The sequence below is a fragment of the Arthrobacter sp. FW306-07-I genome (assembly GCF_021800405.1).
Classification (GTDB): domain Bacteria; phylum Actinomycetota; class Actinomycetes; order Actinomycetales; family Micrococcaceae; genus Arthrobacter.
Genome location: NZ_CP084550.1, coordinates 3,581,799 through 3,604,963, shown reverse-complemented (window position 1 = coordinate 3,604,963; position 23,165 = coordinate 3,581,799). Strand labels below are relative to the sequence as shown.

The 23,165-nt window shown below is 66.1% G+C and carries 18 protein-coding genes; 12 read left to right on the top strand and 6 right to left on the bottom strand.

Annotated elements, in window-relative coordinates:
* Positions 1-50 precede the first annotated feature (50 nt).
* The gene (locus LFT46_RS16760) at positions 51-1,085 is read right to left on the bottom strand and encodes a LacI family DNA-binding transcriptional regulator (RefSeq protein WP_142132684.1); all 1,035 of its coding nucleotides are present in this window, start codon (positions 1,083-1,085) and stop codon (positions 51-53) included.
* A 349-nt stretch (positions 1,086-1,434) separates the two neighbouring features.
* Between LFT46_RS16760 and LFT46_RS16755 the strand changes: the two genes are divergently transcribed.
* The 5 genes from LFT46_RS16755 to LFT46_RS16735 are packed head-to-tail and all read left to right on the top strand — an operon-like array spanning position 1,435 to position 7,345.
* Entirely contained in the window at positions 1,435-2,874 is a 1,440-nt protein-coding gene (locus tag LFT46_RS16755; RefSeq protein WP_142132685.1) for a Gfo/Idh/MocA family protein, read from the top strand.
* 9 nt (positions 2,875-2,883) lie between these two features.
* Entirely contained in the window at positions 2,884-3,843 is a 960-nt protein-coding gene (locus LFT46_RS16750) for an NAD-dependent epimerase/dehydratase family protein (protein ID WP_236820444.1), read from the top strand.
* Positions 3,840-4,745, top strand: coding sequence for a 5-dehydro-4-deoxyglucarate dehydratase (locus LFT46_RS16745; RefSeq protein WP_236820443.1), 906 nt, complete (start codon positions 3,840-3,842; stop codon positions 4,743-4,745). Before LFT46_RS16750 ends, LFT46_RS16745 begins: the two co-directional genes overlap by 4 nt.
* Entirely contained in the window at positions 4,745-5,851 is a 1,107-nt protein-coding gene (locus LFT46_RS16740; protein ID WP_236820442.1) for a mandelate racemase/muconate lactonizing enzyme family protein, read from the top strand. The genes LFT46_RS16745 and LFT46_RS16740 overlap by 1 nt, the downstream gene beginning before the upstream one ends.
* Positions 5,852-5,893: 42 nt before the next feature.
* A complete protein-coding gene (locus tag LFT46_RS16735; protein WP_236820441.1) occupies positions 5,894-7,345 on the top strand; it encodes an aldehyde dehydrogenase (NADP(+)) in 1,452 nt (483 codons plus the stop codon).
* Positions 7,346-7,409: 64 nt separating this feature from the next.
* Here LFT46_RS16735 and LFT46_RS16730 read toward each other — a convergent pair whose 3' ends face one another.
* Genes LFT46_RS16730 through LFT46_RS16715 form a run of 4 tightly spaced genes read right to left on the bottom strand, consistent with a single transcriptional unit; the run spans position 7,410 to position 13,065 of the window.
* Entirely contained in the window at positions 7,410-8,525 is a 1,116-nt protein-coding gene (locus LFT46_RS16730) for a M24 family metallopeptidase (RefSeq protein WP_236820440.1), read from the bottom strand.
* Positions 8,522-10,561 (bottom strand): DUF6807 family protein, encoded by a 2,040-nt coding sequence (locus tag LFT46_RS16725; protein WP_236820439.1) that lies wholly within the window; start codon positions 10,559-10,561, stop codon positions 8,522-8,524. Before LFT46_RS16725 ends, LFT46_RS16730 begins: the two co-directional genes overlap by 4 nt.
* 29 nt (positions 10,562-10,590) lie before the next feature.
* Entirely contained in the window at positions 10,591-11,712 is a 1,122-nt protein-coding gene (locus LFT46_RS16720) for an acetylxylan esterase (protein WP_236820438.1), read from the bottom strand.
* Between the two features lie 57 nt (positions 11,713-11,769).
* Complete coding sequence (locus tag LFT46_RS16715) at positions 11,770-13,065, bottom strand: ABC transporter substrate-binding protein (protein ID WP_236820437.1); 1,296 nt, start codon at positions 13,063-13,065, stop codon at positions 11,770-11,772.
* A 292-nt stretch (positions 13,066-13,357) separates the two neighbouring features.
* On the opposite strand from LFT46_RS16715, the gene LFT46_RS16710 reads away from it, so the two are divergent.
* The 3 genes from LFT46_RS16710 to LFT46_RS16700 all read left to right on the top strand — a co-directional run bounded on the left by LFT46_RS16710 (position 13,358) and on the right by LFT46_RS16700 (position 16,854).
* Positions 13,358-14,302, top strand: a complete 945-nt coding sequence (locus tag LFT46_RS16710) for a carbohydrate ABC transporter permease (protein WP_236799552.1) — start codon at positions 13,358-13,360, stop codon at positions 14,300-14,302.
* A complete protein-coding gene (locus tag LFT46_RS16705; protein WP_236820436.1) occupies positions 14,292-15,236 on the top strand; it encodes a carbohydrate ABC transporter permease in 945 nt (314 codons plus the stop codon). Before LFT46_RS16710 ends, LFT46_RS16705 begins: the two co-directional genes overlap by 11 nt.
* A gap of 244 nt (positions 15,237-15,480) precedes the next feature.
* The gene (locus LFT46_RS16700; protein ID WP_236820435.1) at positions 15,481-16,854 is read left to right on the top strand and encodes an ABC transporter substrate-binding protein; all 1,374 of its coding nucleotides are present in this window, start codon (positions 15,481-15,483) and stop codon (positions 16,852-16,854) included.
* Between the two features lie 161 nt (positions 16,855-17,015).
* Here the strand turns inward: LFT46_RS16700 and LFT46_RS16695 are convergent, their stop codons facing one another.
* Entirely contained in the window at positions 17,016-19,031 is a 2,016-nt protein-coding gene (locus tag LFT46_RS16695; RefSeq protein ID WP_236820434.1) for a beta-galactosidase, read from the bottom strand.
* A gap of 174 nt (positions 19,032-19,205) precedes the next feature.
* Between LFT46_RS16695 and LFT46_RS16690 the strand changes: the two genes are divergently transcribed.
* Genes LFT46_RS16690 through LFT46_RS16675 form a run of 4 tightly spaced genes read left to right on the top strand, consistent with a single transcriptional unit; the run spans position 19,206 to position 23,077 of the window.
* On the top strand, positions 19,206-20,495 hold the full coding sequence (locus tag LFT46_RS16690; protein WP_236820433.1) for an ABC transporter substrate-binding protein: 1,290 nt from the start codon (positions 19,206-19,208) through the stop codon (positions 20,493-20,495).
* Between the two features lie 51 nt (positions 20,496-20,546).
* Positions 20,547-21,500: a carbohydrate ABC transporter permease gene (locus tag LFT46_RS16685; protein WP_236799547.1), complete on the top strand. Its 954-nt coding sequence runs from the start codon at positions 20,547-20,549 to the stop codon at positions 21,498-21,500.
* The gene (locus tag LFT46_RS16680) at positions 21,497-22,411 is read left to right on the top strand and encodes a carbohydrate ABC transporter permease (protein ID WP_373992500.1); all 915 of its coding nucleotides are present in this window, start codon (positions 21,497-21,499) and stop codon (positions 22,409-22,411) included. The genes LFT46_RS16685 and LFT46_RS16680 overlap by 4 nt, the downstream gene beginning before the upstream one ends.
* An 18-nt stretch (positions 22,412-22,429) precedes the next feature.
* Positions 22,430-23,077, top strand: a complete 648-nt coding sequence (locus tag LFT46_RS16675; protein ID WP_236820431.1) for a Poxvirus protein I5 — start codon at positions 22,430-22,432, stop codon at positions 23,075-23,077.
* Positions 23,078-23,165: the final 88 nt, after the last annotated feature.

The window sequence follows — 23,165 nt, the reverse complement described above, 5'->3', positions numbered from 1 at the left end:
CAGCAGCGGCCGTGCGGCCCGGCCGGACTGCGGCAGGCTGTCGTCCTGGGTCAGCCGTGGACCGTGCTGCGCGGTGCCTTGGCCGGTCCCGTGCTGGCCCTGACTTCCAGGCGGGGCTGGTAGCGGCTGCCGGAGGTTCCGTCGCCTTCCTGGCGGATCAGCGCCCTCAGTTGGTGCCATGCCTGCTCGCCCAGTTCGCTGATGGGGACGGCGCCGGTGGTGAGCGCCGGCGTCGTATACCTGGCGAAGGGGATGTCGTCGAAGCCGGTCACGGAGATGTCGCCGGGGACGTCCAGGCCCCGCTCGTGCAGGCCGCTCATCAAGCCCATCGCCACCAGGTCGTTGAAGGCCAGGATGCCGGTGGCTCCGCTGGCCAGGACGGCGTCCACCGCTTCATGGCCGGTGTCGAAGTCCGAGCCGCCCTCCAGCATGGTCACTTCAACCTCCGGGTGGGCGGCCTTGAAGGTTTCCAGGCCCCTGAGCCGCATCTCGTTGGAGGCACTGCGGGGCGGCCCTGCGAGGAACGCCAGGCGGGTGTGGCCCAGTTCCACCAGGTGCCCGGCGATGTCCTGCACGCCCTGGCCGTAGTCCACCACCAGGCTGGGCACGCCAGGGGTGGCCGTGGTGCGGTTGATCAACACCAGTGGGTGCAGGGAGGGGGCAATCTCTTCCAGTTCCGCATCCGACATGCGCGGGGCGCACAGGACCAGCCCGTCACACCGCCGGCGGGCTTCGCCGGCCAGGATGGACTCTTCGCTGGAGACTTCGAACGAGTCGGCGATAAGGACGCGGTAGCCGTCCTGGGCTGCCGCCCGGCTGAGGCCGCGGAGGATCTCCTGGAAGGTGGGGTTGGCCAGGTCCGGCACCACGATGCCGATGGTGTCCGTCTTGCCGAGCGCCAGGCTGCGGCCCACCGGGTTGGGCTGGTACTTCAGTTCCGCGGCGGCGGCACGGACCCTGGCTGCAATGTCCGGATCTACGGTGAAATTCCCGTTCATGACGCGGGAGACGGTGGCATGGGAAACTCCCGCCTTCACGGCGACATCCGCGATGCCGATCCGGCCGCTTGCCGATTTCCTGGCCATGGGGGACCCCTTCTTTTACGCCGCCCGGCCGCGTCCTCCGGAACAGTCAGTGACCTGGAGGGCGCAGGCCGGAAGGCAGGTGCTTTGAAGGACAGCATATACGGCTTTGGGAAAGCGATTTCTTTCTTTTCCCGCTGTTTTCCCGGCCCTTCGCGGAGCGATCCGAAGCTGATGGCTAGAAAGCGCTTTCTTCCAATGCCTAAAGTGGTTGACGTACCCGCTGGCGGATTGATACAACTGCTATAGCGAAGCGAGAAAACGCTTTCTCGTCCGGTGCCCGCGGGCACCGCGCCGAACGTCAACGGCCGCTCCCAAGGCCGGGTAATGAGCTTTTCGAAAGGGACCCATCATGGTCAACACCGCCGAGACCACTTCGGCCGCAGCTGCCTCCCGGCCCGGCACTGCCGCCGGAACCGCCACCACCGCCGGGGACGGCCGGAAGGCCCGCATTGCCCTGATCGGCACCGGCGGGCGGTCCGAGATGTACATCCGCGCCATTTTCGGCAAGCATGCGGACACTGCCGAACTGGTGGCATTCTCCGACGTGAACCCCGGGCGGGTGGAGTTCTACCAGAAGCTCATCCAGGAACTCGGCGCCCCGGGCCCGGTGGCCGCCTTCGAGCCCGGCGACCTCACCGCCTTCATCCAGGCCAACAACATCGACCGCATCATTGTCACCACGCCGGACTACACCCACGCCGACTACATCGTGGAGGGCCTGCGCGCCGGGGCTGACGTGGTGGTTGAAAAGCCCCTGACCATCGACGCCGAAAGCTGCCGCCGCATCGTCCAGGCCGTCCACGAGACCGGCCGGAACGTGGTGGTCACCTTCAACTACCGCTACTCGCCGCGCAACAGCGCCCTGAAGGAAATCATCCAGAGCGGCGTGATCGGCAAGGTCACCTCCGTCGACTTCAGCTGGGTTCTGGACACGGTCCACGGCGCCGACTACTTCCGCCGCTGGCACCGGGAGAAGAAGAACTCCGGCGGCCTGCTCATCCACAAGGCCTCCCACCACTTCGACCTGGTGAACTGGTGGATCGATGATGTCCCGGAGCGGATCTTCGCCTCCGGCGGCCTGAAGTTCTACGGCGACAAGAACGCCGCCGAGCGCGGGCTGGGCCCACGCCCCGAGCGTGGAACGCCCGACGCCGATGCCCCCGCAGGCGACAAGGATCCCTTCGCACTGGACCTCAGGGAGGATGAGCGGCTCAAGGCCCTCTTCCTGGACAACGAACACTACGACGGCTACCGCCGCGACCAGGACGTCTTCACCAGCGGCATCACCATCGAGGACAACCTGGCCCTGGTGGTGGAGTACCAGGGCGGCCCGCGCCTGAGCTACTCCCTGAACGCGCACAGCCCTTGGGAGGGGTACCGGGTGGCGGTCAACGGCACCGAGGGCCGGGCCGAGCTCGAAGTGGTGGAACGCGCCGCCGTCCTGCACAGCACGGACCAGAAGACGGTGGTGGACCCCAGCGCCACACCGGTCGAGGAAGAGGACGCCGTACGCCGCAACGGCGAGCGCCTGGTGGTGCAGCGCCACTGGGAGGCTGCCTACGAGGTGCCCATCATCAATGGTGAGGGCGGCCATGGCGGCGGTGACGAGCTGCTGCTGTCCGACCTGTTCAACGGACCGGGCGAGGATCCGCTGGGCCGACCCTCCGGCTACCTGGACGGACTGCGTTCGGTGTCCGTGGGCATCGCCGGCAACCGCTCCCTCGAAACATCCCTGCCCGTGCGCGTCGAGGACCTGGACCTCGGCGTCGACCTTCGCCGCGGCAAGTAGGAAAAGGCCATGAGCAGGATATTTGTCACCGGCGGCTCGGGCCGCCTGGGCCGCAGCGTTGTGGCCGGGCTCGCCCAGGCCGGCCACGAGGTAGTCTCGGTGGACCGCGACGCCGTACCCGCTGAACTGCTGCCGGCCGGCGTCGTCCAGGAAACCGCCGACCTGCTGGCCCCGGGTGAGGCGTTGCGCCTGATCGGGGCAGCAAAGCCCGACGCCGTCATCCACCTTGCAGCGATCGCCGTTCCGTTCAGCGCACCGGAGGACGTCATCTTCGGCGCGAACACCCGGCTCGCCTTCGCGGTGATCAGCGCGGCGACGGAGGTGGGGGTCCCCAAGATCGTCACGGCCAGCAGCCCCACCGTGCTCGGTTACGGATGCCCTGCAGGATGGCTGCCGCCGTCGTTCCCGCTGGACGAACGCACCCCGGCCAAGCCCTGGAACGCCTACGCCCTGTCCAAGCTCATCGCCGAACAGACCGTACAGATGTTTGCCGCAGCGCAGGGGGAGAGGATCCGGTATGCGGCCTTCCGGCCGTGCTTCGTGATCTCGCCCGAGGAATGGGAGGGCGCCCCCACGCAGCAGGGCCACACCCTCGCCGAGCGCCTGGCGGACCCTGCACTCTCCGCCCCGGCCCTGTTCAACTACGTGGATGCGCGGGACGTGGCGGACTTCCTGGACCTGCTGCTTCAAAAGATGGAAGACATCCCCAACGGGGAAACCTTTTTCGTGGGCGCGGCGGACGCACTTGCCACTGCACCCCTTGCGGAACTGATGCCGAAATTCCTGCCCGGAAGCGAAGCACTCAGCGCCGGCCTCACCGGCACCAGCCCCGCATTCTCCATCGCCAAAGCCCAGGAACTGCTCGGCTGGCAACCCAAGCGCACGTGGCGCACCGAACTCAAACCCACCCTCAACGACGAGGCCTCCACGCTGGTCACTGCCGGCGGCGGAGCCAAGGAGACATCATGAAATTCGACGGCGTTCTCTTCTTCCCCGTCACCCCGTTTACGGCCGATGGTGCCGTTGACGTGGAGCTGCTCAAGGAGCACATCGGCTCCCGGCTGCCCTTTGGGCCCGGCGGCGTGTTTCCCGCCTGCGGCACAGGTGAATTCCACGCCTTGAGCATTGACGAGGTCCGCACCGTGGTGGCGGCCGCCGTCGAAGTGGTCGCGGGCAAGGTTCCCGTGGTGGCCGGTGCAGGCGGGCCCTTGGGCCACGCGCTCGCTGCGGCGCGTGCCGCTGAGGAGGCTGGCGCGGACGCCCTCCTGGTGCTCCCGCCCTACCTGGTCACGGGCCCGACGGACGGCCTGGTGGCCTACATTGAGGCTGTGGCCAACGCCAGCAGCCTGCCGGTCATCGTGTACCACCGCGGCAACGCGAAGTTCACCGCCGCGTCCATGGCCAAACTTGCGGCCAATCCCAAGGTGATCGGCTTCAAGGACGGCCTGGGCGACGTGGGCCTGGCCCAGGAGATCGTGACCGCCGTCCGCGCCACCGGCCGGACAGACTTCGCCTTCTTCAACGGCCTGCTCACCGCCGAACTGACCCAGGGCGCCTACCGCGGCCTGGGCATCCCGCTCTACTCCTCCGCAGCCTTCGCCATGGCCCCGGAGATCGCCAAGGCCTACTACGACGCCTACGTTTCAGGCGACGAGGACCGGCGCAGCGCCCTGCTCGAGGGTTTCTACGCACCCCTGGTCCGCCTGCGCGACCAGACCCCGGGGTTCGGCGTTTCCCTAATCAAGGCGGGACTGCGGTTGGCCGGGCTGCCCGTCGGTTCGGTGCGCCCGCCGCTGGTGGACCCCACGGAGGAACAGCTGGTGGAGCTCAAGGCCATCCTGGCCAAGGGCCACGAGCTGGCCGGCAGCTGATGACGGCGCCTACGGCCGAATCCGTCCGCACCGTTCCCCGCATCACCGGGCTGGCCACGCGGCTCCTCACCGTTCCGCTGCGGCGGCACTGGGGTACGGAGGCACCGGAGAACCACGTGATCGCAACCGAGCTTTCCACGGACGACGGCGGCACGGGCTTTGGTTTTTCCTGGACACCCACCATCGGTCCCCAGGCAGTCAAGGCGCTGCTTGATTACGACATCGCACCTTTCATCACCGGCCTGCCGGCATCGCCCGAGGCCGTGTGGGACGCGGTATGGAAGCGCCTGCACGAAGCCGGTGGCGGCGGGCTCACCACCATTGCCATGGCCGGGGTGGACCTCGCGCTGTGGGACCTGCAGGCGCGCCGTGCCGGAACATCGGTCACCGGTTTGCTGGGCCAGCGCCAGGACTCCGCCGAGGTCTACGGCTCCGGGGTGAACCTGCACTACACCCTGGACGAGCTGGTGGCGCAGGCCGAACGCTGGGTCGCCGCGGGCCACCAGGCGGTCAAGATCAAGGTAGGCAAACCGGACATCCGCGAGGACGTCGAACGCCTTGCCGCAGTGCGCTCCGTCCTGGGCCCGGACCGCAGGCTCATGATCGATGCCAACCAACGGTGGGACCTGCCCACCACCTTCCGCGCCCTGGATGTCCTGGCCGAATTCGGGCTGGAGTGGCTGGAGGAGCCCATCCGCGCGGACGACCTCTGGGCCTACCGGCGGCTGCGGAAACATTCACCGGTGCCCGTCGCCCTCGGCGAAAACCTGCACACCATCTACCGGTTCCGCGATTTCATTGAGGCGGAAGCGGTGGACATCATCCAGCCCAACATCATCCGGGTAGGCGGGATCACCCCGTTCCGGCGGATCGTGGAGCTGGCACGGAGCCACAGCATAAAGGTGATGCCGCACCTGCTGCCGGAACTGTCCGGACAGCTGGCCCTCACCCTGGCGGAGCCCACCCTGGTGGAGGACGTCGAAGAGGCGTCCTTCGAACAGCTGGGCATCCTCGACCAACCATCGCCGGTGCGGTTCAGCAACAGCCGGGTGACGCTCGCGGACCACGCCGGGCTGGGTTTCCGCTTCAAGGACAGGCTGCAATGATGAATTTCCAGACGACCTCTATTGGATGAACAGGTTCCTGACGTGACAACTGCAACGCTTTCCCTCACCGAACTCACTGCCGCCGCCACGGCCGCAGCAAAAATCGCCGCGGCTGCCTCCGACGCCGAACGCGCCGGCTGGTTGAACGCGGTGGCAGACGCCCTGGACGCCAACGCCGCCGAGCTGGTAGACATCGCGGACGCCGAAACCAGCCTGGGGGCCACCCGCCTGACGGGCGAGGTGGCCCGCACCACCGGCCAGCTGCGCCTGTTTGCCCGCGTGATCACCGAAGGCTCCTACCTGGAAGCCATCATCGACCACGCGGAGCCGGCCGCCACCCCGCCCCGGCCGGACCTCCGCCGGATCCTCAAGCCCATCGGTCCGGTAGCGGTTTTCTCGGCGTCCAACTTCCCGTTCGCCTTCTCGGTGGCCGGCGGAGACACTGCCTCGGCGCTCGCCGTCGGCTGTTCAGTGATCGTCAAGGCACACTCCGGCCACCTGCGGCTCTCCGAACGGACGGCGGAAATCGTGGCGGAGGCGCTTCGCCGCGCCGGGGCACCGGAGGGCCTGTTCGCCCTGGTCCACGGCCGCGAAGTGGGAACAGCCCTGGTCCAGGATCCTGCCATCAAGGCCGTGGGGTTCACCGGATCCATCCCCGGCGGCCGTGCCCTGTTCGACCTTGCCACCTCCCGCCCCGACCCCATCCCGTTCTACGGTGAACTGGGCAGCCTCAACCCCGTGGTCATCACAGCGGAAGCGCTGCAGGCACGCTCAGCGGAACTCGCCGCCGGACTTGCCGGGTCCTTCACCCTGGGCGCCGGGCAGTTCTGCACCAAGCCGGGCCTGGTGTTCATCCCCGCGGGAACCGACTTCGCCTCGGAGGCGGCAGAAGCGAGCAGGTACAAGCCGGCCCTGGGCATGCTGACCAGCCGCATCGCCGAGGCCTACCCGGACGGGCTCCGCAGTTTCGCTTCCGTTGACGGCGTGGACGTGGTGGGCGGCAGCGTGGACCAGGACGCCGTGGCCAACGGCGCCGCTCCGGTGGTCTTTTGCACCAGTGCCGCCAAAGTCCTGGAAAACCCGGAGCAGCTGCTGGAGGAATGCTTCGGACCCACCACCATCCTCATCGAGTACAAGGACCGGGAGGAGCTGGCTGCCGTCCTGGCCAAGGTCCCGGGAAGCCTCACGGCAACGCTCCACAGCGAGCAGGGTGAGGATATCGAGGCCCTGGTGGAGCAGCTCTCCGGGCTGGCCGGACGCGTCCTGTTCGAAGGCTGGCCCACGGGCGTGGCCGTGAACTGGGCCCAGCAGCACGGCGGCCCCTACCCCGCCACCACGTCGCTGTTCACCTCGGTGGGTGCGACGGCGGTCCGCAGGTTCCAGCGCCCCGTGGCCTACCAGGACGCCCCGGAAAGCGTGCTGCACCCGGCACTGCGCGAGGACAACCCGCTGCGCATCCCGCGCCGGGTGGACGGGGAACTGCAGCTTCCGTAGCTCACAAAGAAAACCCCGGAGCCTTTGGGCTCCGGGGTTTTTTGCTGCCCGGGAAACTCGTTTACTACAGCTGCAGCGTCACCGGCCGCTCCAGCCCGTTGACGGTGCTTATGGGCCAGCGCGGGTCCACCGTCAGGACGCGGAGGCCGGACTCCGTCAGCTGGATGGTGTCTTCGATCTTGACGCCGGGGCCTGACGGGTTCCAGGTGAAGGCCTGGTCCAGCACCACAGTGTCGGTCACCGCAGACGTCACTCTGGGGTCACGCCCCGCGTATCCGGCCGGTCCGCCCTGGTGATGCTGCTCCCACTGGTCCGTCCCGAAGCCGTGCCGGGCGTACGCTGCCTGGATTTCGGCAAAGATCCTGTCCAGGCGCGCCCCGGGAACCGTGGCATCGAAGATGTCCGCTTCCACGGCCGCGATACGGGCCTCGGCGTCGCGCTCTTTCGGGGTGCCGGCGTCGAACCTGACCCAGCGGGTGATGTTGGCCACCAGGCCGTCCCGGCGGGCGCACACCACGGCCATGGCACGACGGCCCAGCGGGGCGTGGGTGGCCAAAGGGTGCCGGAAATCGCTGCGGGAGCTGCCGTTGCACAGGAGTACCAGCGGCTCCGCGCCGGCCGCCACCACGCGGGCGGCCAGCGCCGAGACGAGTTCGAACTCGGTGGTCTCCGGGCGCGCTGCGGAAAGAACGTCCGTCATCATGGCAGCCAGCTCGGCGCTGAGCTGGGAGTACCGCGCGCTCTCGGCCGGGAGGAGCTGCTGGCGGGCGGCGCGCAGTTGCGCTGTGACGTCCGCTTCCGCGAGCGGCGGCCGGGAACTGCTTCCGACGGCGGCGGCGGCCTGGTGCAGGTTGCCGTACCAGGGCACGGTGTGCAGGTTGACTTGGGCTGGAAGCTCTTCGGCCTCGATCCGCCCGGCCTCATTGTTGAAGGTCACCAGGTGGTCGCCGTCGCGGTCCACCAGGAGGGCTGCGATGGGGTCGCCGGCCAAGCTGATGTGCACGCGGCTGCCGTCCAAGTACCACGTCAGGGCAGTGTTGGAGGTCAGGAGCAGGGAGTCCCGCCCGGCAGCGTCCAGGATGTCCAGGACGCAGCGGCGCTTGATGGTGCGGTCCGTCCTTGAGCCCGGCGGCCGCCGTGCCTCCTTCGGGGGAGCGGCTGTGGTTGTTGTTTGCGTCATGACGGGTCCCCCTGTTGGTTAATAAGCGCTTCTACGTCGGCGGTGGCCAGGATTCCGTCGGCCACGAAAACGGTGATGTGCCGCCGTACCGGGTTTCCCGGCCGGGCCAAGACGGGACTGTCCCAGGCGAGCGACTGTCCCACGCCGGGGTAGCCCTCCACACGGACAAACCACGGGTCCGTGCAGCCTTCCGGGGCGACGAACACCAAGGTGGCCGGCCCGCCGTCGAACCTTCCGGACCAAGCGAGCCAGCGCGTGACGCTGCCGTGGGTCTTTGACTCGCCGCTGCCGGCCTGCGTCCACACCGCCGCTTCCCCGCACGCCGGCAGGCGCCAGAAGAAGCCGCCATAGCCGCCCTCGAAGCGGCCGTTGGAGCCCGGGCTGCCCAGGCTGACGGGCTTGTCCCCCGCGGGGGACAGGGCAAAGTCCACCGACAACCGCCAGATGGAAGGCGCGACGGCGGACCACGCCCAGGTGCGTTCCTCCACCAGGACGGGGGAGCCGTCGGGGCCGTTCCACTCCAGGGTCTCCTGGAGCCTGCCCTTTTGCCCGCCGCCGTCGTCGGTCTGCTGTGAAGCGGTGGCCGTGATGCTGCCGTGGTCCGGGCGCCAGATGTACTGCCCGGCCTCCCGCGTATAGGTGCGTCCGCCCCAGAAATTGACGCCGTCCACGTCCTGCAGTGCCACCCCAACACCCAGATGCCACACGTGGTCCAGCGGCATGTGGTCCGTAACCACCGTGCCGCCGAGGGTCCGGACAGGGTGCAGGTAGGGGCGCGGGGAGGATACGGCGCGGATGTGGCTGCCGTCCTGGTAGTCCGCCACCGGCCGGCCATCCAAGGCCAGCGCCCGGACCGGCGGGAGGGCCCGGGCCCACGGGACGCCAAGGTCGGCGAACGTTGCCTGTGACTTGATGGCGCGCCCGATCAGGTCGCTGATGCCCTGGATCACGGGGTGGGCGTCGTCGCCGTCGCCCTCCCAGGAGATGGATGCAGTATCAATCGGAGCCGGCGCGGGGGAGGTGCGGATGGCTTCCAGCACTGCGGTGAAGGCGCCGGTGTCCTGCAGGGCGCACAGCAGGGGCGTCCCGGTGGCGCGGGCGTCCAGCAGGTTCTCCAGCAGGTCGGTGCGGCCGTACGTTTCATGGCGCTCGCCGTCGGCGCTGCTGATCACCACCTCATCCCGCGTGTAGTAGAGGGTGATGTCGCCCAGGGTTCCATGCACAGTGACGGTGGGATCGAGCTGCTCGGGGGCGCACAATGTGAGGGCGCACAGCAGGGTGTTCCCGCCGGCGGTGCGGATCCGGAGCACCGAGGTGTCGTCGCTCTCGGTCTGGTTGGCCCGGTAGAGGTCGGTTTCCACGGAGGCGACGTCGGAGAGCGTGTGGGCGCCGGCCAGGGACAGACCCGTGGCAACGGCGTGGGCCAGCGCATTCGTGGCCACGCCATCCACCACGTCGGTGCCGTCCAGGCTGCGCTTCCCTGCCCAGCGTGAGCGCTTGAAGTAGGCCTTGGTCCGCAGCCACTGGCCTGTGGCGCTGATGCCCAGGACGGTGCCGATCTCCCCGGCAGCAACTTTGTCACGGATGGCGGGCAGGGCGTGGGATCCCAGGCTTTGGAAGCCCACTTGGACCAGGCGTCCCTTCTCCTGTGCGGCGGCAAGGACCTGATCGTACTGCGCCAGGGAGGCCACCGGTGGCTTTTCCACATAGACGTCCATCCCGGCGGACAGCGCGGCGAGGGCCAGCGGCGCGTGGGTTTGGATGGGGGTGGCAAGAATGACGACGTCGGCACCCGGCTGTGCGGCCAGCAGCGAGTCCAGATCGGGGAAGACGGCAACCGTATCGGCCAGGGTGCCGGCCTGCGGCGGAAGGGGATCGGCCACTGCCACCAGTTGCAGGGCGCCGGCCGCCTCGAGCCGGGCCAGGTTGGCGAGGTGGCGCTCGCCGAAGCCGTGCACGCCCACCAGCGCAACCCGGGGGATGGCGGTGGAGGTGGGCTGTTGCTGGGCGGATTCCGCTGGGTGCTGTGTGGTCACGTGGGTCCTCGGTGCTGTCGGAAAGGGGGTCAAGAGGTCAGTGTCCCGGCCAGGAAATCGAGGGCCTCGTCCTGCATGCCCGCCGTGAACACGTGCCCGCCCGGCCAGAAGCTGCCGGTGTAGGCGTCCGTGCCGGGGTGCAGGGATTGCAGCAGTTGGTCCGCCTGGCGCATCCCGTCCTCCGGGAACAGCTCATCCGCCAGGGCGTACTGCACCAGGAAGCGTGCTGTTTCCGCCCGGCAGGTGAGCTCCGGCCAGTCGCCCAGTTTCCACAGGCCGGGAGTCTGCAGCAGCCAGGAGTGCGCGTCCAGGTAGGCGGGGAAGAGCGACTCGAAGGTGGTCATCATGCAGGTGACCACAGCGGCCCGGACGCGCGGGCTGAGGGCGGCGAGGGCAAGGGAGCGGCCGCCGCCGCCCGAGAAGCCGATGCAGCCCAGCCTGTCCTGGTCGACGTCCGGAAGTTCTGCCAGGATGTCCAGGGCGGCAAGGTCGTCATGCGCCACCATGCCGGCCAGGCTGGTGCCCAGCAGGCCGGCTGCCTTGGCAACGGTGTCTTCATGAAAGCCGGCAGCGGCGTTGTATTCCTCCGCCTCGGAAGGCACTACGCCGTCCTCCCGCCACTGCGCCCGCCTCGCCGCTGTTGCGGAGGCCGTCCGCCATGGGGGAGTTTCGAGGTTGAACCTGCGGCTGCCCCACGCGAATGTGTCGTGGGCCAGGACGGCAAATCCCCGGCGGGCGATGGCGGTGGCCAGGGCGCGGCCGTCATAGTGTCCTGCGCGGGCAGCGGCAGCCGACGGGTGGTTGTCCGGGAGTTCCACCAGCCGGTCGGCCCCGCCGAACTTGTTCCCGCCGTGGCAGTGCAGTGCCACGACGCCCGGCAGCGGACCAAGACTCCCGGCCGGCTTCACCAGCCAGCCCGTAGTCCGTGGACCGAAGCCCAACTGCCAGCTGAGCTGGGAGGTGGTGGCGCCGTCGTATGTTTCCTCCCAGTGCACCGTTACCTCAGGAAGTGCACCGCGCTCCGGGACGCCCAGCGCGTCCGCCAGCTCCTGCGCCGCGGCGCTGGAGGCTGCGTGGAGCGGATGCTCCCGGACGTAGTCGGGCCAGTCCTCATAGCCGGCAATGGCGCTGGGCCGTGCTGTTGGGGTCACGTGGCTGGCCTCCTTACTGCGGTGGTTCCCGGTGCTGGGCGGGTTTGCTTGCTGGGGTCAGGCGAGGTTCTGGTTGACCTCGGAGATCATGCCCTTGGCAGCATCGCGCGGGGAGATCTTTCCGAAGAGTACATCCGTGTTGTAACGGTTCAAAACCTCCATGGTTGCCGATGATCCTGCCGGGAACGGCTTCGGAGCTTCGATCTTCATGGCGGCAATGCGGTCCAGGTACGCGGCCTCCTTCTGCTGGGTTTCCTTCAGCATAGGAGTGATGCCGGCCTTGAGTTCAGTGTTGGCGGGCATTCCCCGGTCACTCTTGATCTTGGACGCTGCGTCCATGTTGTTGACCAGGTAGTTAATGAAGAGGGCAGCTTCCTTGGACTGTGGCGACTTGGACGAGATGGCGTATTCCATGGAGGAGCGCAGCCACGCGCCGGGTGCCTTGCTTTCGCCCGGGAGCTTCACCATGACCAGCGGCGAGCCGGAGTAGGAGGTCATCTGGTTGCTCCAGGAAATCTTCATCCCTTGTTTGCCTTGCCCCATCAGGGTCATTTCGGGCTGCGCGGAACCGTCCTCCACGGTCTGCGAGGCAGACGGGGCGCCGCCGGTCTCCGTCAGCTTCTTGTTGAGCTCGAACCAGCGGGTCAGGGTGTCCTCGCTGATGCCCATCTTCTTTCCGTCGTCGGTGTAGAGGGCTTCCCCGTTTTGGCGGGCCCAGACGGCCAGGAAGGAATCGTTGGCCATGGGCGTGGTGCCGAACGTTCCGGCCGGCGACTTTTGCGTGATTTCGGCAGCGACCCTGGCGTAGTCGTCCCAGGTCCAGGTCTCGTCATCCGGCATGGCGACACCGGCGGCCTCGAAGACCTTGGGGTCGAGGACCATGGACATCGAGTTGACGCCCGCGGTGATGGTGTACTGCTTGCCGTCGATCTTGCCCAGGTCCACGGTGCCTTCCGCGAACTTGGACGTATCGATCTGGTCCTTGACCTTGTCCAGGTCCAGCAGGACTCCGCGGCTGGCGTACTCGCTGGGATAGGCGCCGCTCATGGCAATGACGTCCGGCATGGTTCCGCCCGCAATCTGGGTGGCCATCTTGTCCCAGTAGGAGCTGAATTCGGTGTTCTCGCCCTGGACCTTGATGGTGGGGTTCGCGGCCTCGAACGCCTTGATCACTTCCATGGTGGTTTTGGCCCTGGAATCGTTGCCCCACCAGGCGAACCGGATGGTGACGGGATCTTCTGCCGTCCCCACTTTTCCTGCCTGCGGACTGCTGCCGCAGCCGGTGAGGGCCAGCGCGGCCGCGGCGAAGGCGCCGGTGATGCCCAGGACGGATTTCTTGAGACCAAACTTCATTGTTGTGCCCCTTGGCGGGTTGATTGTGCTCGAGTGACGGCGGTAACAGAAAGCGTTTTCTCAAAAACTAACAAAGGGCTATACAGGAGTCAAGAAAGCGTTTACTTTGGTACGGAGCCGCAATTCATACGGCCCCCGCGGCGCCGGAACCGCTTCAGCTCTCACGGGCAGGAGCCGGGCCGGGCCTGGGTGCCGGATACCCCATCGCCCTGCGATGAAACAACGTGGAGGCCACGATGACCAAAGGAGACCACATGGCCGCAAAACACATCCCCAGGACGGAGCAGCTTCCGTGAGCGCCATCAGCGAACTCAGCTCCATCACCCGGCGGAAGGGCAAAGCCACCGCTGCTGAAAAGAAGGCCAACCGGCGGGACAACAAGGCCGCCTACATCTTCCTGCTGCCGTGGCTGGTGGGCCTGGTGGCCATCACCATCGGCCCCATGCTGATGTCCCTGTACCTGTCCTTTACGGACTACAACCTGCTCCAGCCGCCGGAATGGACGGGGCTGCACAACTTCACCCGAATGCTCAGCGACGCCCGGCTCCACAATTCACTGCGCGTGACGTTTACCTATGTCTTCGTGGGCGTTCCGCTGCAGCTGGCTGTGGCGCTGTTGATCGCCCTCGTCCTGGACAAGGGGCTTCGCGGCCTTCCGTTCTACCGCTCGGTGTTCTACTTGCCGTCGCTCCTGGGCGGCTCCGTGGCCGTTGCCATCCTGTGGAAGCAGATCTTCGGCACCACCGGCCTGGTCAACCAGGTCCTGGCCATGTTCGGCATCCAGGGTCCGGGCTGGATCTCGGATCCCAGCACGGCGCTGGGATCGATCATCCTGCTGCACGTCTGGACCTTCGGCGCCCCCATGATCATCTTCCTGGCGGGCCTGCGGCAGATCCCCAACATGTACTACGAGGCCGCCAAGGTTGACGGCGCCACCACGCTGCAGCAGTTCTGGCGGATCACCCTGCCGATGCTGAGTCCGATCATCTTCTTCAACCTGGTGCTGCAGATCATCGGTTCATTCCAGTCGTTCACCCAGGCGTTCATTGTCTCGGGCGGCAACGGCGGCCCATCCGACTCCACCATGTTCTTCACGCTGTACCTCTACCAAAAGGGCTTCGGCCAGTTCGACATGGGCTACGCGTCGGCCATGGCATGGGTACTGCTGCTCATCATCGGTGTCTTCACCGCCATCAACTTCATCGCTTCTAAGTATTGGGTTTTCTATGACGACTAAGCTTGAGACGCTGCCCACCCCGGAGAGGAAGTCCGCCGGCGCCGGCAAGCCCAACAACCGCAAGCCCAGGGTCCGTGAGTCCCGGGGAACACTGGCCTTCAGCCGCGCGCAGCGAGGCAAATCGCTGATGAAGCACGGCATCCTCATCCTTGCCGGCGCCCTGATGATCTACCCGCTCCTGTGGATGGTGGTGTCCTCGCTCCGCCCCAATGAGATGATCTTCCGCGAGCCCGGCCTGTGGCTGAACAGCCTGGAAATGAGCAACTACACCTCGGGGTGGTCGGCCCTGACGCACCCGTTCGGCCACTACATGCTGAACTCGGCCATTGTGGTGATCGGCTCGATCCTGGGAAACCTGGTGTCGTGCTCCATGGCCGCCTACGCCTTCGCCCGGCTCCAGTTCACGGGCAAGCGGCTGTTTTTCGGCATCATGCTGCTGACCATCATGCTGCCGTTCCACGTGGTGATCGTTCCGCAGTACATCCTGTTTTCGCAGATCGGCTGGGTGAACACGTTCTGGCCGCTGCTGGTGCCGAAGCTGCTGGCGACGGACGCGTTCTTCGTCTTCCTGATGGTGCAGTTCATCCGCGGCATCCCCCGCGAACTCGATGAAGCAGCACGCATCGACGGCGCCGGCCATCCCCGCATCTTCCTGCGGGTCATCCTGCCGCTCATGGTGCCGGCACTGGCCACCACCACCATCTTCACCTTCATCTGGACCTGGAACGACTTCTTCGGGGCCCTGATCTACCTCACGGACCCCGATATGTTCACCGTCCCGGTGGCGCTGCGGGCCTTCGTTGATTCGCAGTCGGCCACAAGCTGGGGATCCCTGTTCGCCATGTCCATCGTCTCCCTGCTGCCGGTCTTCCTGGTGTTCCTCTTTGGCCAGCGGTTCCTGATCAAGGGCATCGCCACCACCGGCATCAAGTAACCCAGCCCTCCAACTTCCATATCCCTGAACGGCCCGTCCTTGCGGCGGGCCGTTCGTCCGTCCACGCCGTTCGAAATCTTTCAAGATCACGACTCAGGCTTCTTGTATTACAAGTTGCGGACTTGTAGCATTAGTTCTAGAAAGCGCTTTCATAACGCATCCGCTCGGCCCTATCGCTGGGCCGGAACCGAGTCCCCACTTGGAACACCACCCGCACCTGGATCAAAGAAGATCGGAGTACACAGTGCCGCTTTTTCCCCGTCCTGCAGCTGCTGCAAAGCAGCGGGCAGGGGCACCCACTTCAGGCGCACTGCGCCACGGCCGCCAAGGCCGAACCCGTAAAGCCGGCGCCGTTGCGGCTGCAGTTGCCGCCGTTATGGCCCTCAGTGCCTGCGGCGGGGGAGCAGCCCCCCAGAACGCGGACGGTACTGTCGAGCTCCGCTTCTCCTGGTGGGGCGGCGACAAGCGCGCCCAGCTCACCCAGGAAGCCATCAAGCAGTTCGAAGCAGAGAACCCCAAGATCAAGATCAAGCCGGAGTTCGGCGACTGGAGCGGATACTGGGACAAGCTGGCCACCCAGGTGGCGGCCAACGATGCTCCGGATATCATCCAGATGGACGAAAAGTACATCACCGAATATTCCAGCCGCGGGGCACTCCTGGACCTTTCCAAGTACGAGATCGACACTTCCAAACTTGACGAGGCTGCACTCAACGCCGGCAAGGGCGAGAAGGGCCTGACGGGCATTGCCGCCGGCATCAACGCCGCCACCATCCTGGCCAACCCGGCCGTCTTCCAGGCTGCCGGCGTCCCGCTTCCGGACGACACGAAGTGGACTTGGGAGGACTTCGGCAAGATCGCCGCCGACATCACCGCCAAGTCCCCCAAGGGAACCTACGGTGCGGCCGCCTATGGAACCGACGAGGCCTCCCTTGGCGTGTGGCTCCGGCAGAACGGCAAGTCCCTGTACACGTCGGACGGCAAGCTGGGCTTCGAGCCCGGGGACATCGCCGAATGGTGGGCCTTCCTGAAGAAGCTCAGCCAGGAGAAGGCCGTGCCTTCAGCCTCCGAGGTGGTGGAGGCCGAGGCCGCTCCGCTTGACCAGAGCGGGCTGGCGACCGGCAGGAACGGCATGGCCTTCTGGTGGTCCAACCAGGCCCCTGCCTTGGAAAAGGCCAGCGGCGGAGACCTGAAGATCCTGCGCTTCCCCACCAAGACGGGGTCCGCCGCCGACGCCGAGCTCTGGTACAAGGCGTCGCAGTTCTGGTCTGCTTCCTCCCGGACCAAGCACCCCCAGGAAACAGCAAAGTTCATCAACTTCCTGACCAACAACGTCAAGGCCGGTGAAGCACTCCTGGCGGACCGCGGCGTCTACCCGAACTCGGATGTCCGGGCAGCCATCCAGTCCAAGCTCACCCCTGCCGACGTCAAGGTGGTCAAGTTCATCGATCAAATCAAAGATGAGCTCGGGGAGGCCCCGGCGCCGCCGCCGAAGGGCGCCGGCGCCATCCAGGAAATCATCAAGCGGTACACATCGGAAGTCCTCTTCGAGCGGCTGTCCCCGGAGGACGCCGGCAAGAAGGCAACGGATGAAATGAAATCAGCTATCAGCAGCTAGTCGGCAGGGCTGTTTTGAGGTGAGTCCTCCAAAACGGGGCACTTTGACACGGACTCGCCGGCCGTCGTCGTGGTTTGCACGAAAATAGTGCCCAAAGTGCCCCTCGACGGTGGGGAGGCGGCACCGGGGGAGGTGCCGCCCACGGACTTCTGTCCGCGCGCCTATGCCTCCGCGATGACCGCAACACCACCTGCTGGAACTGTGCCGGAAAATTCGTCGCCCGTCAGCAGTTCCGTGCCGGACGCCCGAACCGACGCTTCCCCCCGGGTGTGGTTGATGGCGAACAGGAAACTCTGCCCGTCGGCCGAACGCCTCCGCACCAGCTCCACGCCGGGATCGGCCACGGCCGCGGGGGAGACCAGGGACTCCGCCAGCAGTTTGTCCAGGAGGGCGTCGATCCCGTGGCGGTCCGGGAAGGTGGCAAGGTACCAGGCGGCACCGGACCCCACGCTCCGACGGGTCAGGGCGGGCACACCCTCCAGCGGGTACTCGGTAAAGGTCTGCAGGGCCTCGGCGCCGGCCAGGTGGACATCTTCGCTCCAGATGGACGAAACAGTGCCGTCGCTCAACTTCAGCTGCGATCCGGCCAGCAGGGGGTGGAACTCCTCCACCCGAACCCCCAGGAGTTCCCGGAACGCCCCCGGGTAGCCGCCCAAACGGATGTGGTCCTCCATGTCCACAATTCCGCTGAAGTAGCTGACCAGGACCGTGGCGCCGGCGTCCGCGGCAGCGGCGATGTTGGCAGCGTGGTCGTCGGACACGGCATACAGGGTGCACACCAGCACCAGGTCGTACCCCTCAAGGGCATCGGAGGGGTGCACCATGTCGACCGAAATGCCGCGCAGGAACAGGGCGCGGTGGAAGGCCCGCAGCAGGTCCAGGTACTTGACGTCCACGCTGGGCTTCGAATCGATTTCGCAGGCCCACCACGCCTCGTAGTCAAAGACAATGGCCGCACGCGACTGGACCCGCGAACCCCGCACTGGCTCCAGCCGTTTCAGTGCGGCGCCGAGTTCCACCACTTCCCGCCACACGCGGGTGTCCCGTCCGCCGTGTGGCACCATCGCCGAGTGGAACTTCTCCGAGCCCGCAAAGCTCTGCCGCCACTGGAAGAACATGACGGCGTCGGCCCCGCGGGCCACGTGGGCCAGGGAATTGCGCAGCATCTCGCCGGGCATCTTGGGCTGGTTGCGCGGCTGCCAGTTCACAGCCGACGTCGAATGTTCCATCAGGATCCATGGGTCACCGCCCGCGATTCCCCGGGTGAGGTCCGCGCTGAAGGCCAATTCGACGTGCCGTTCCGGGTCCGCAGCGACAAGGTAGTGGTCGTTGGCGATGACGTCCAGGTCCTTGGCCCAGTCGAAGTAGTCCATGGACTTGGTGGCGCTGGAGGCCATCAGGTTGGTGGTGCACGGGATGTCCGGCGTGACCTCGCGCAGGACTGCCACCAGCTTCCGGTAGTAGTCCATCAGTGCCCAGGAGTTGAAGCGCTGGAAGTCCAGCTGCTGGCCCGGGTTCAGCGTGGTTGGGGCGATGGCGGGCGGCAGGATTTCTTCGAAGGAGCCATAGTTCTGGGACCAGAATGCCGTGCCCCAGGAAGCATTGAGGGCTTCAATGCTTCCGTACCGGCGTTCCAGCCAGGCGCGGAAGGCTGCCGCGTCCTCCTCGCCGTAGAACTCCGAGACGTGGCAGCCCAACTCGTTGTCCACATGCCACAGCGCCAGGGCCGGGTGGTCCTTGTACCGTTCGGCCAGGACTCGGGTGATGCCTGTGGCATAGCGGCGGTAAACGCCCGACGACGGCGTGTAGTGCCGCCGGGAGCCCGGTCCCAGCACGGTCCCGTCAGCGGTGACCGGCAGGATCTCCGGATGCTTTCGGACCAGCCAGGCGGGGGGCGCAGCGGTGGCGGTGGCCAGCGCCACCTTCACGCCGATTCCTGCGAGGTTGTCCATGACGTCGTCCAGCCACCCGAAGTCATACTTGCCCTCTGCCGGTTCGAGCAGTGCCCAGGAGAAGATTCCCACGCTGAGGAAGTTCACACCGGCCTCCTGCATGAGTTCCAGGTCCTCCAGCCGGACGCTGACGGGCCACTGCTCCGGGTTGTAATCACCGCCGAAAGCGATGCCTTCGACTTTGCTCCAAACGCTCGACGGTCCGTGCGTTGCCTGTTCTGTCATGGGACTCCTTTGTCAGCTGGGTAGATGGAACGAACTAATGGTCAGACCTTTGGAAAACGCTTGCCCAATCCCGGGAATGTCGCTATTGTATCGTTTCAGAAGCCGTGTAAGCCAGCTCACTACCGCCGTTGTAGACCGAGAAAAGGCAAACACCCATTGAGCAAGGAGGCTCCCGTGATCAACAGAAGGCATTTCCTCACAACCGTCGCCATTGGTACCGCATCCGCAGCAGCACTGTCGGCCTGTGGGAACGGATCCGGCTCGTCCGGCCAAACCGGTTCCGCAGACAAGCCCGTCACCATCAACTACACCTGGTGGGGCAACGACGACCGCGCCGAGCGTACCCGCAAGGCCATCGCCCTGTTCGAGTCGAAGAACCCGGACATCAAGGTCAACGGAAACTTCACCGACTTCGCCGGCTACTGGCAGAAGCGGGCCACCGAGGCCGCCGGCGGCGGGCTGCCCGACGTCATGCAGTGGGACCTGTCCTACCTGCGCGACTACGGCCAGCGCAACCAGCTCCTGGACCTCAGCACCGTCAAGATCGATACCTCCGGTTTTGAGAAGTCGCTCCTGCCCTCCGGCCAGATCAAGGGCAAGACCTACGGCATCCCCACCAGCACCAACGCCTTCGCCGTCTACTACGACCCCGCCAAGCTTGCCTCCCTGGGCATTGCCGAGCCCACCGGCAAGTGGACCTGGTCCGAATTCCAGGCATTCCTGAAGGAAGTTGGCGACAAGGGCAACGGCACCCTCTATGGGTCCACGGACTTCACCGGCGTGTGGTGGCAGTTCAACATCTGGCTCCGGCAGAAGAACATACAGGCCTTCAACAGCGACGGGAAGCTGGGTTTCAGCAAGGACGACCTGAAGACCTGGTGGAACCTCAACTCGAAGCTTCGCGGGACCCAGGCCATCGTTCCGGAAGAGAGGGTGACCCAGCTCAAGCCCAAGTCGCCGTTCGGTTCGAACGTCAGTGCTGCCGAGGTTACCTGGGACAACTTCATGGCCGGCTACCTCGGGGACAGCGGCGCAAAGGAACTCAAGCTGGTGCCCGTGCCGTCGGATGACCCCAACAACCTGGGCCTGTTCCTCAAGCCTTCCATGCTGATGGTGGCAAGCGCCAAGACCAAGTTCAAGGATGCTGCCGCGCGCTTCATCGATTTCATGGTCAACGACCCCGAGGTGGGCCAGATCTTCAAGACCTCCCGCGGCGTCCCCGCATCCAAGACCCAGCGCGACGGTACCACCTTCGACGGCGCCGACAAACTCGTGGTGGATTATGAGAAGTCCATCGAGCAGTACCTCAAGGACGCCCCGGAGCCGCCCATCGTCGGCTTCGGAACGCTGGAAGCTTCGTTCGGCCGGATCGCCTCCGACCTTAACTACGGCAAGGTCACCGTTGACGGTGCCGTCGACGCGTGGTTCAAGGAAGCCGAAGACGTCATCAAGCAGAACGCCTGATCCGGCTGCCATGCCCTCCCGCCCTGGTTCCACGACTGACGGAATGATCTCGTGACTTCAAGCCCAACCCTGAGCAGGCGTTCGGCGTCGTCCGCTCCCGTGCAGCTTCGCAAGTCGAAGCGCAACGGGGTGGACGCCCGTGCCGGCTACACGTTCCTGCTGCCCTGGCTGCTGGGATTCATCGCCCTGACGGTAGGGCCGATGATCTCCTCGCTGTACCTGTCCTTCACCAACTACAACCTGTTTGAGGCGCCCAAGTGGATCGGCCTGGACAACTACACCACCCTGTTCCAGGACGAACGGTTCCTGCAGTCCGTGGGCGTGACCTTGTCCTACGTGGTCTTCGGCACCCCGCTGAAGCTCGCGGCCGCGCTGGCGGTGGCCATGCTGCTGAACAGCAAGCGCCGCGGCCAGGGCTTCTACCGCTCGGCGTTCTACGCGCCGTCGCTGATCGGCGCGTCCGTGTCCATCGCCATCGTCTGGAAGGCGATGTTCGGGGACTCCGGGCCCGTGGACCAGGGGTTGTCCTTCTTCGGAATCAACCTGGGCGGCTGGGTGGGCAACCCCGCCATGACCATGCCGATGTTCATCCTGCTGACGGTGTGGCAGTTCGGCGCCCCGATGGTGATCTTCCTGGCCGGGCTCAAGCAGATCCCCGGCGAGCTCTACGAAGCAGCGTCCATGGACGGCGCCGGCCCGGTGCGGAAGTTCTTCAACATCACCTGGCCCATGCTCTCCCCGGTGATCTTCTTCAACCTGCTGATGGAAACCATCCACGCCTTCCAGGTTTTCGCGTCGGCCTACATCATCTCCAACGGCGACGGCGGCCCCGCCGGATCCACCCTCTTCTACACCCTCTACCTGTACCTGCGCGGCTTCAGCGACTTCCGGATGGGCTACGCCTCGGCCATGGCCTGGCTGCTGGTGGTCGTGGTCGGCATCATCACGCTGATCTTCTTCCGCACGTCCAAGTCCTGGGTCCACTACAGCGGTGATTCACGATGACAACCATGGCAACTCCCACCCAGTCCACTCAGGACACCGCCCCGGCCTACAACCCGAAGTCAGAGTCCACCGGGGCCAAACGGGCCAAGAGCGTGGTCTTCCACGCCGCGGCCCTCATCCTCACGGCCATCGTGCTGTACCCGGGCCTTTGGATGATCGCGTCGTCCTTCAAGCCGAACTCCGAAATCGGCGGCCAGAACACGTCGCTGTGGTCCAACAATTTCAGCTTCGACAACTTCGTCACCGCCATGGACGGGATCGGCGGGGTGTCCACCCTGCAGTTCTTCACCAACTCGCTGATCCTGGCCCTCGGTGCCGTGGTGGGGACCATCCTGTCCGCGTCCGTTTCGGCCTACGCGTTCGCCCGGATCAACTTCCCCGGCCGCAGCATCTTCTTCGGCATGATGATCGCCACCCTGCTGCTGCCCTTCCATGTGGTGATCATCCCGCAGTACATCGTGTTCCAGCAGCTGGGCCTGGTGGACACGTACGTGCCGCTGCTGATCGGCAAGTTCCTGGCTGCGGACGCGTTCTTCGTCTTCCTCATGGTCCAGTTCATGCGCGGCCTGCCCACGGAGCTGGACGAAGCGGCCCGGATCGACGGCGCCGGGCACGCCCGGATCTTCTTCTCCATCATGCTGCCGCTGATGAAGCCGGCCCTGATCTCCACCTCCATCTTCTCCTTCATTTGGAGCTGGAACGACTTCCTGGGCCCGCTGCTGTACCTGAACACCCCGGACAAGTACCCGCTGCCGCTGGCCCTGCGGCTCTTCGTGGACCAGACCCAGTCCTCGGACTACGGCGCGATGATCGCCATGTCCGTCCTGGCCCTGCTCCCCGTGCTGATCTTCTTCCTGATCTTCCAGCGGTACATCGTCGAAGGCGTCTCCACCCAGGGCCTCAAAGGCTAAAGGCAACAAAGGAAGAAAATGAAGGTCATGGACAGCACCACACCCGCATCCAGGCACGAACCCATCCCGGTGAACCGGTTCGCCCTGTTCTCCGAAACCCTCCTGGCAGGGGTGCTGGTGCTGGTGCTGTCCCTCCCGCTCGTCACCATCCCGGCCGCCTACGCCGCCGGGACCGCCCACCTCGAACGGCACCTGAACGGCCGCGACGATTCCGTCCGCGGCCTGTGGGGCCTGTTCAAGGATGCCCTGCCGGGCAGCTGGAAACTTGGCATCACGACGGCGGCAGCCGCCGTCGTGATTGTCCTCAACCTTTTGCTCGCCTGGGTTGGGCAGCTCCCCGGCCGCGGCCTGGTCCTTCCCGCCACGCTCATCCTTGCCGCCGGCGCCGCCATCGTGCTGCTGCGCACCGCATCCGCCTGGTCCGACTACGCAGGGTCCGACTTTGCAGCCGCCGGAACCACCGGCAAGGACACTTGGCGCCGGGCCCTCGAAACCGGCCAGGCACTCTCCCTCCGTGACTGGACCGGGTCGCTGCTGCTGGCCGCCGCCCTGTTTTGTGCCGTGGTCTTCGTCTGGATGCTCGCCGCGCTTTTCGTCGTCGTCCCCGGAACCCTCATCCTGGCCGCCGCCGCAGTGAAGCTGCGCTCCGGCCGCACCAAACGCTGACTGTGCCTGCCCGCCGTACGCGCTCCCTGCAGTCAGAACAAGCCGTCAGCAGCCAGCCCCGCTGGTACCACCCCCTAAAACAGCACAA

Excerpts from the sequence above, each read along its gene's own strand:
- LFT46_RS16760 (WP_142132684.1), bottom strand. The coding sequence starts at position 1,085 with ATGGCCAGGAAATCGGCAAGCGGCCGGATCGGCATCGCGGATGTCGCC.
- LFT46_RS16755 (WP_142132685.1), top strand. The coding sequence starts at position 1,435 with ATGGTCAACACCGCCGAGACCACTTCGGCCGCAGCTGCCTCCCGGCCC.
- LFT46_RS16750 (WP_236820444.1), top strand. The coding sequence starts at position 2,884 with ATGAGCAGGATATTTGTCACCGGCGGCTCGGGCCGCCTGGGCCGCAGC.
- LFT46_RS16745 (WP_236820443.1), top strand. The coding sequence starts at position 3,840 with ATGAAATTCGACGGCGTTCTCTTCTTCCCCGTCACCCCGTTTACGGCC.
- LFT46_RS16740 (WP_236820442.1), top strand. The coding sequence starts at position 4,745 with ATGACGGCGCCTACGGCCGAATCCGTCCGCACCGTTCCCCGCATCACC.
- LFT46_RS16730 (WP_236820440.1), bottom strand. The coding sequence starts at position 8,525 with ATGACGCAAACAACAACCACAGCCGCTCCCCCGAAGGAGGCACGGCGG.
- LFT46_RS16715 (WP_236820437.1), bottom strand. The coding sequence starts at position 13,065 with ATGAAGTTTGGTCTCAAGAAATCCGTCCTGGGCATCACCGGCGCCTTC.
- LFT46_RS16705 (WP_236820436.1), top strand. The coding sequence starts at position 14,292 with ATGACGACTAAGCTTGAGACGCTGCCCACCCCGGAGAGGAAGTCCGCC.
- LFT46_RS16695 (WP_236820434.1), bottom strand. The coding sequence starts at position 19,031 with ATGACAGAACAGGCAACGCACGGACCGTCGAGCGTTTGGAGCAAAGTC.
- LFT46_RS16680 (WP_373992500.1), top strand. The coding sequence starts at position 21,497 with ATGACAACCATGGCAACTCCCACCCAGTCCACTCAGGACACCGCCCCG.
- LFT46_RS16675 (WP_236820431.1), top strand. The coding sequence starts at position 22,430 with ATGAAGGTCATGGACAGCACCACACCCGCATCCAGGCACGAACCCATC.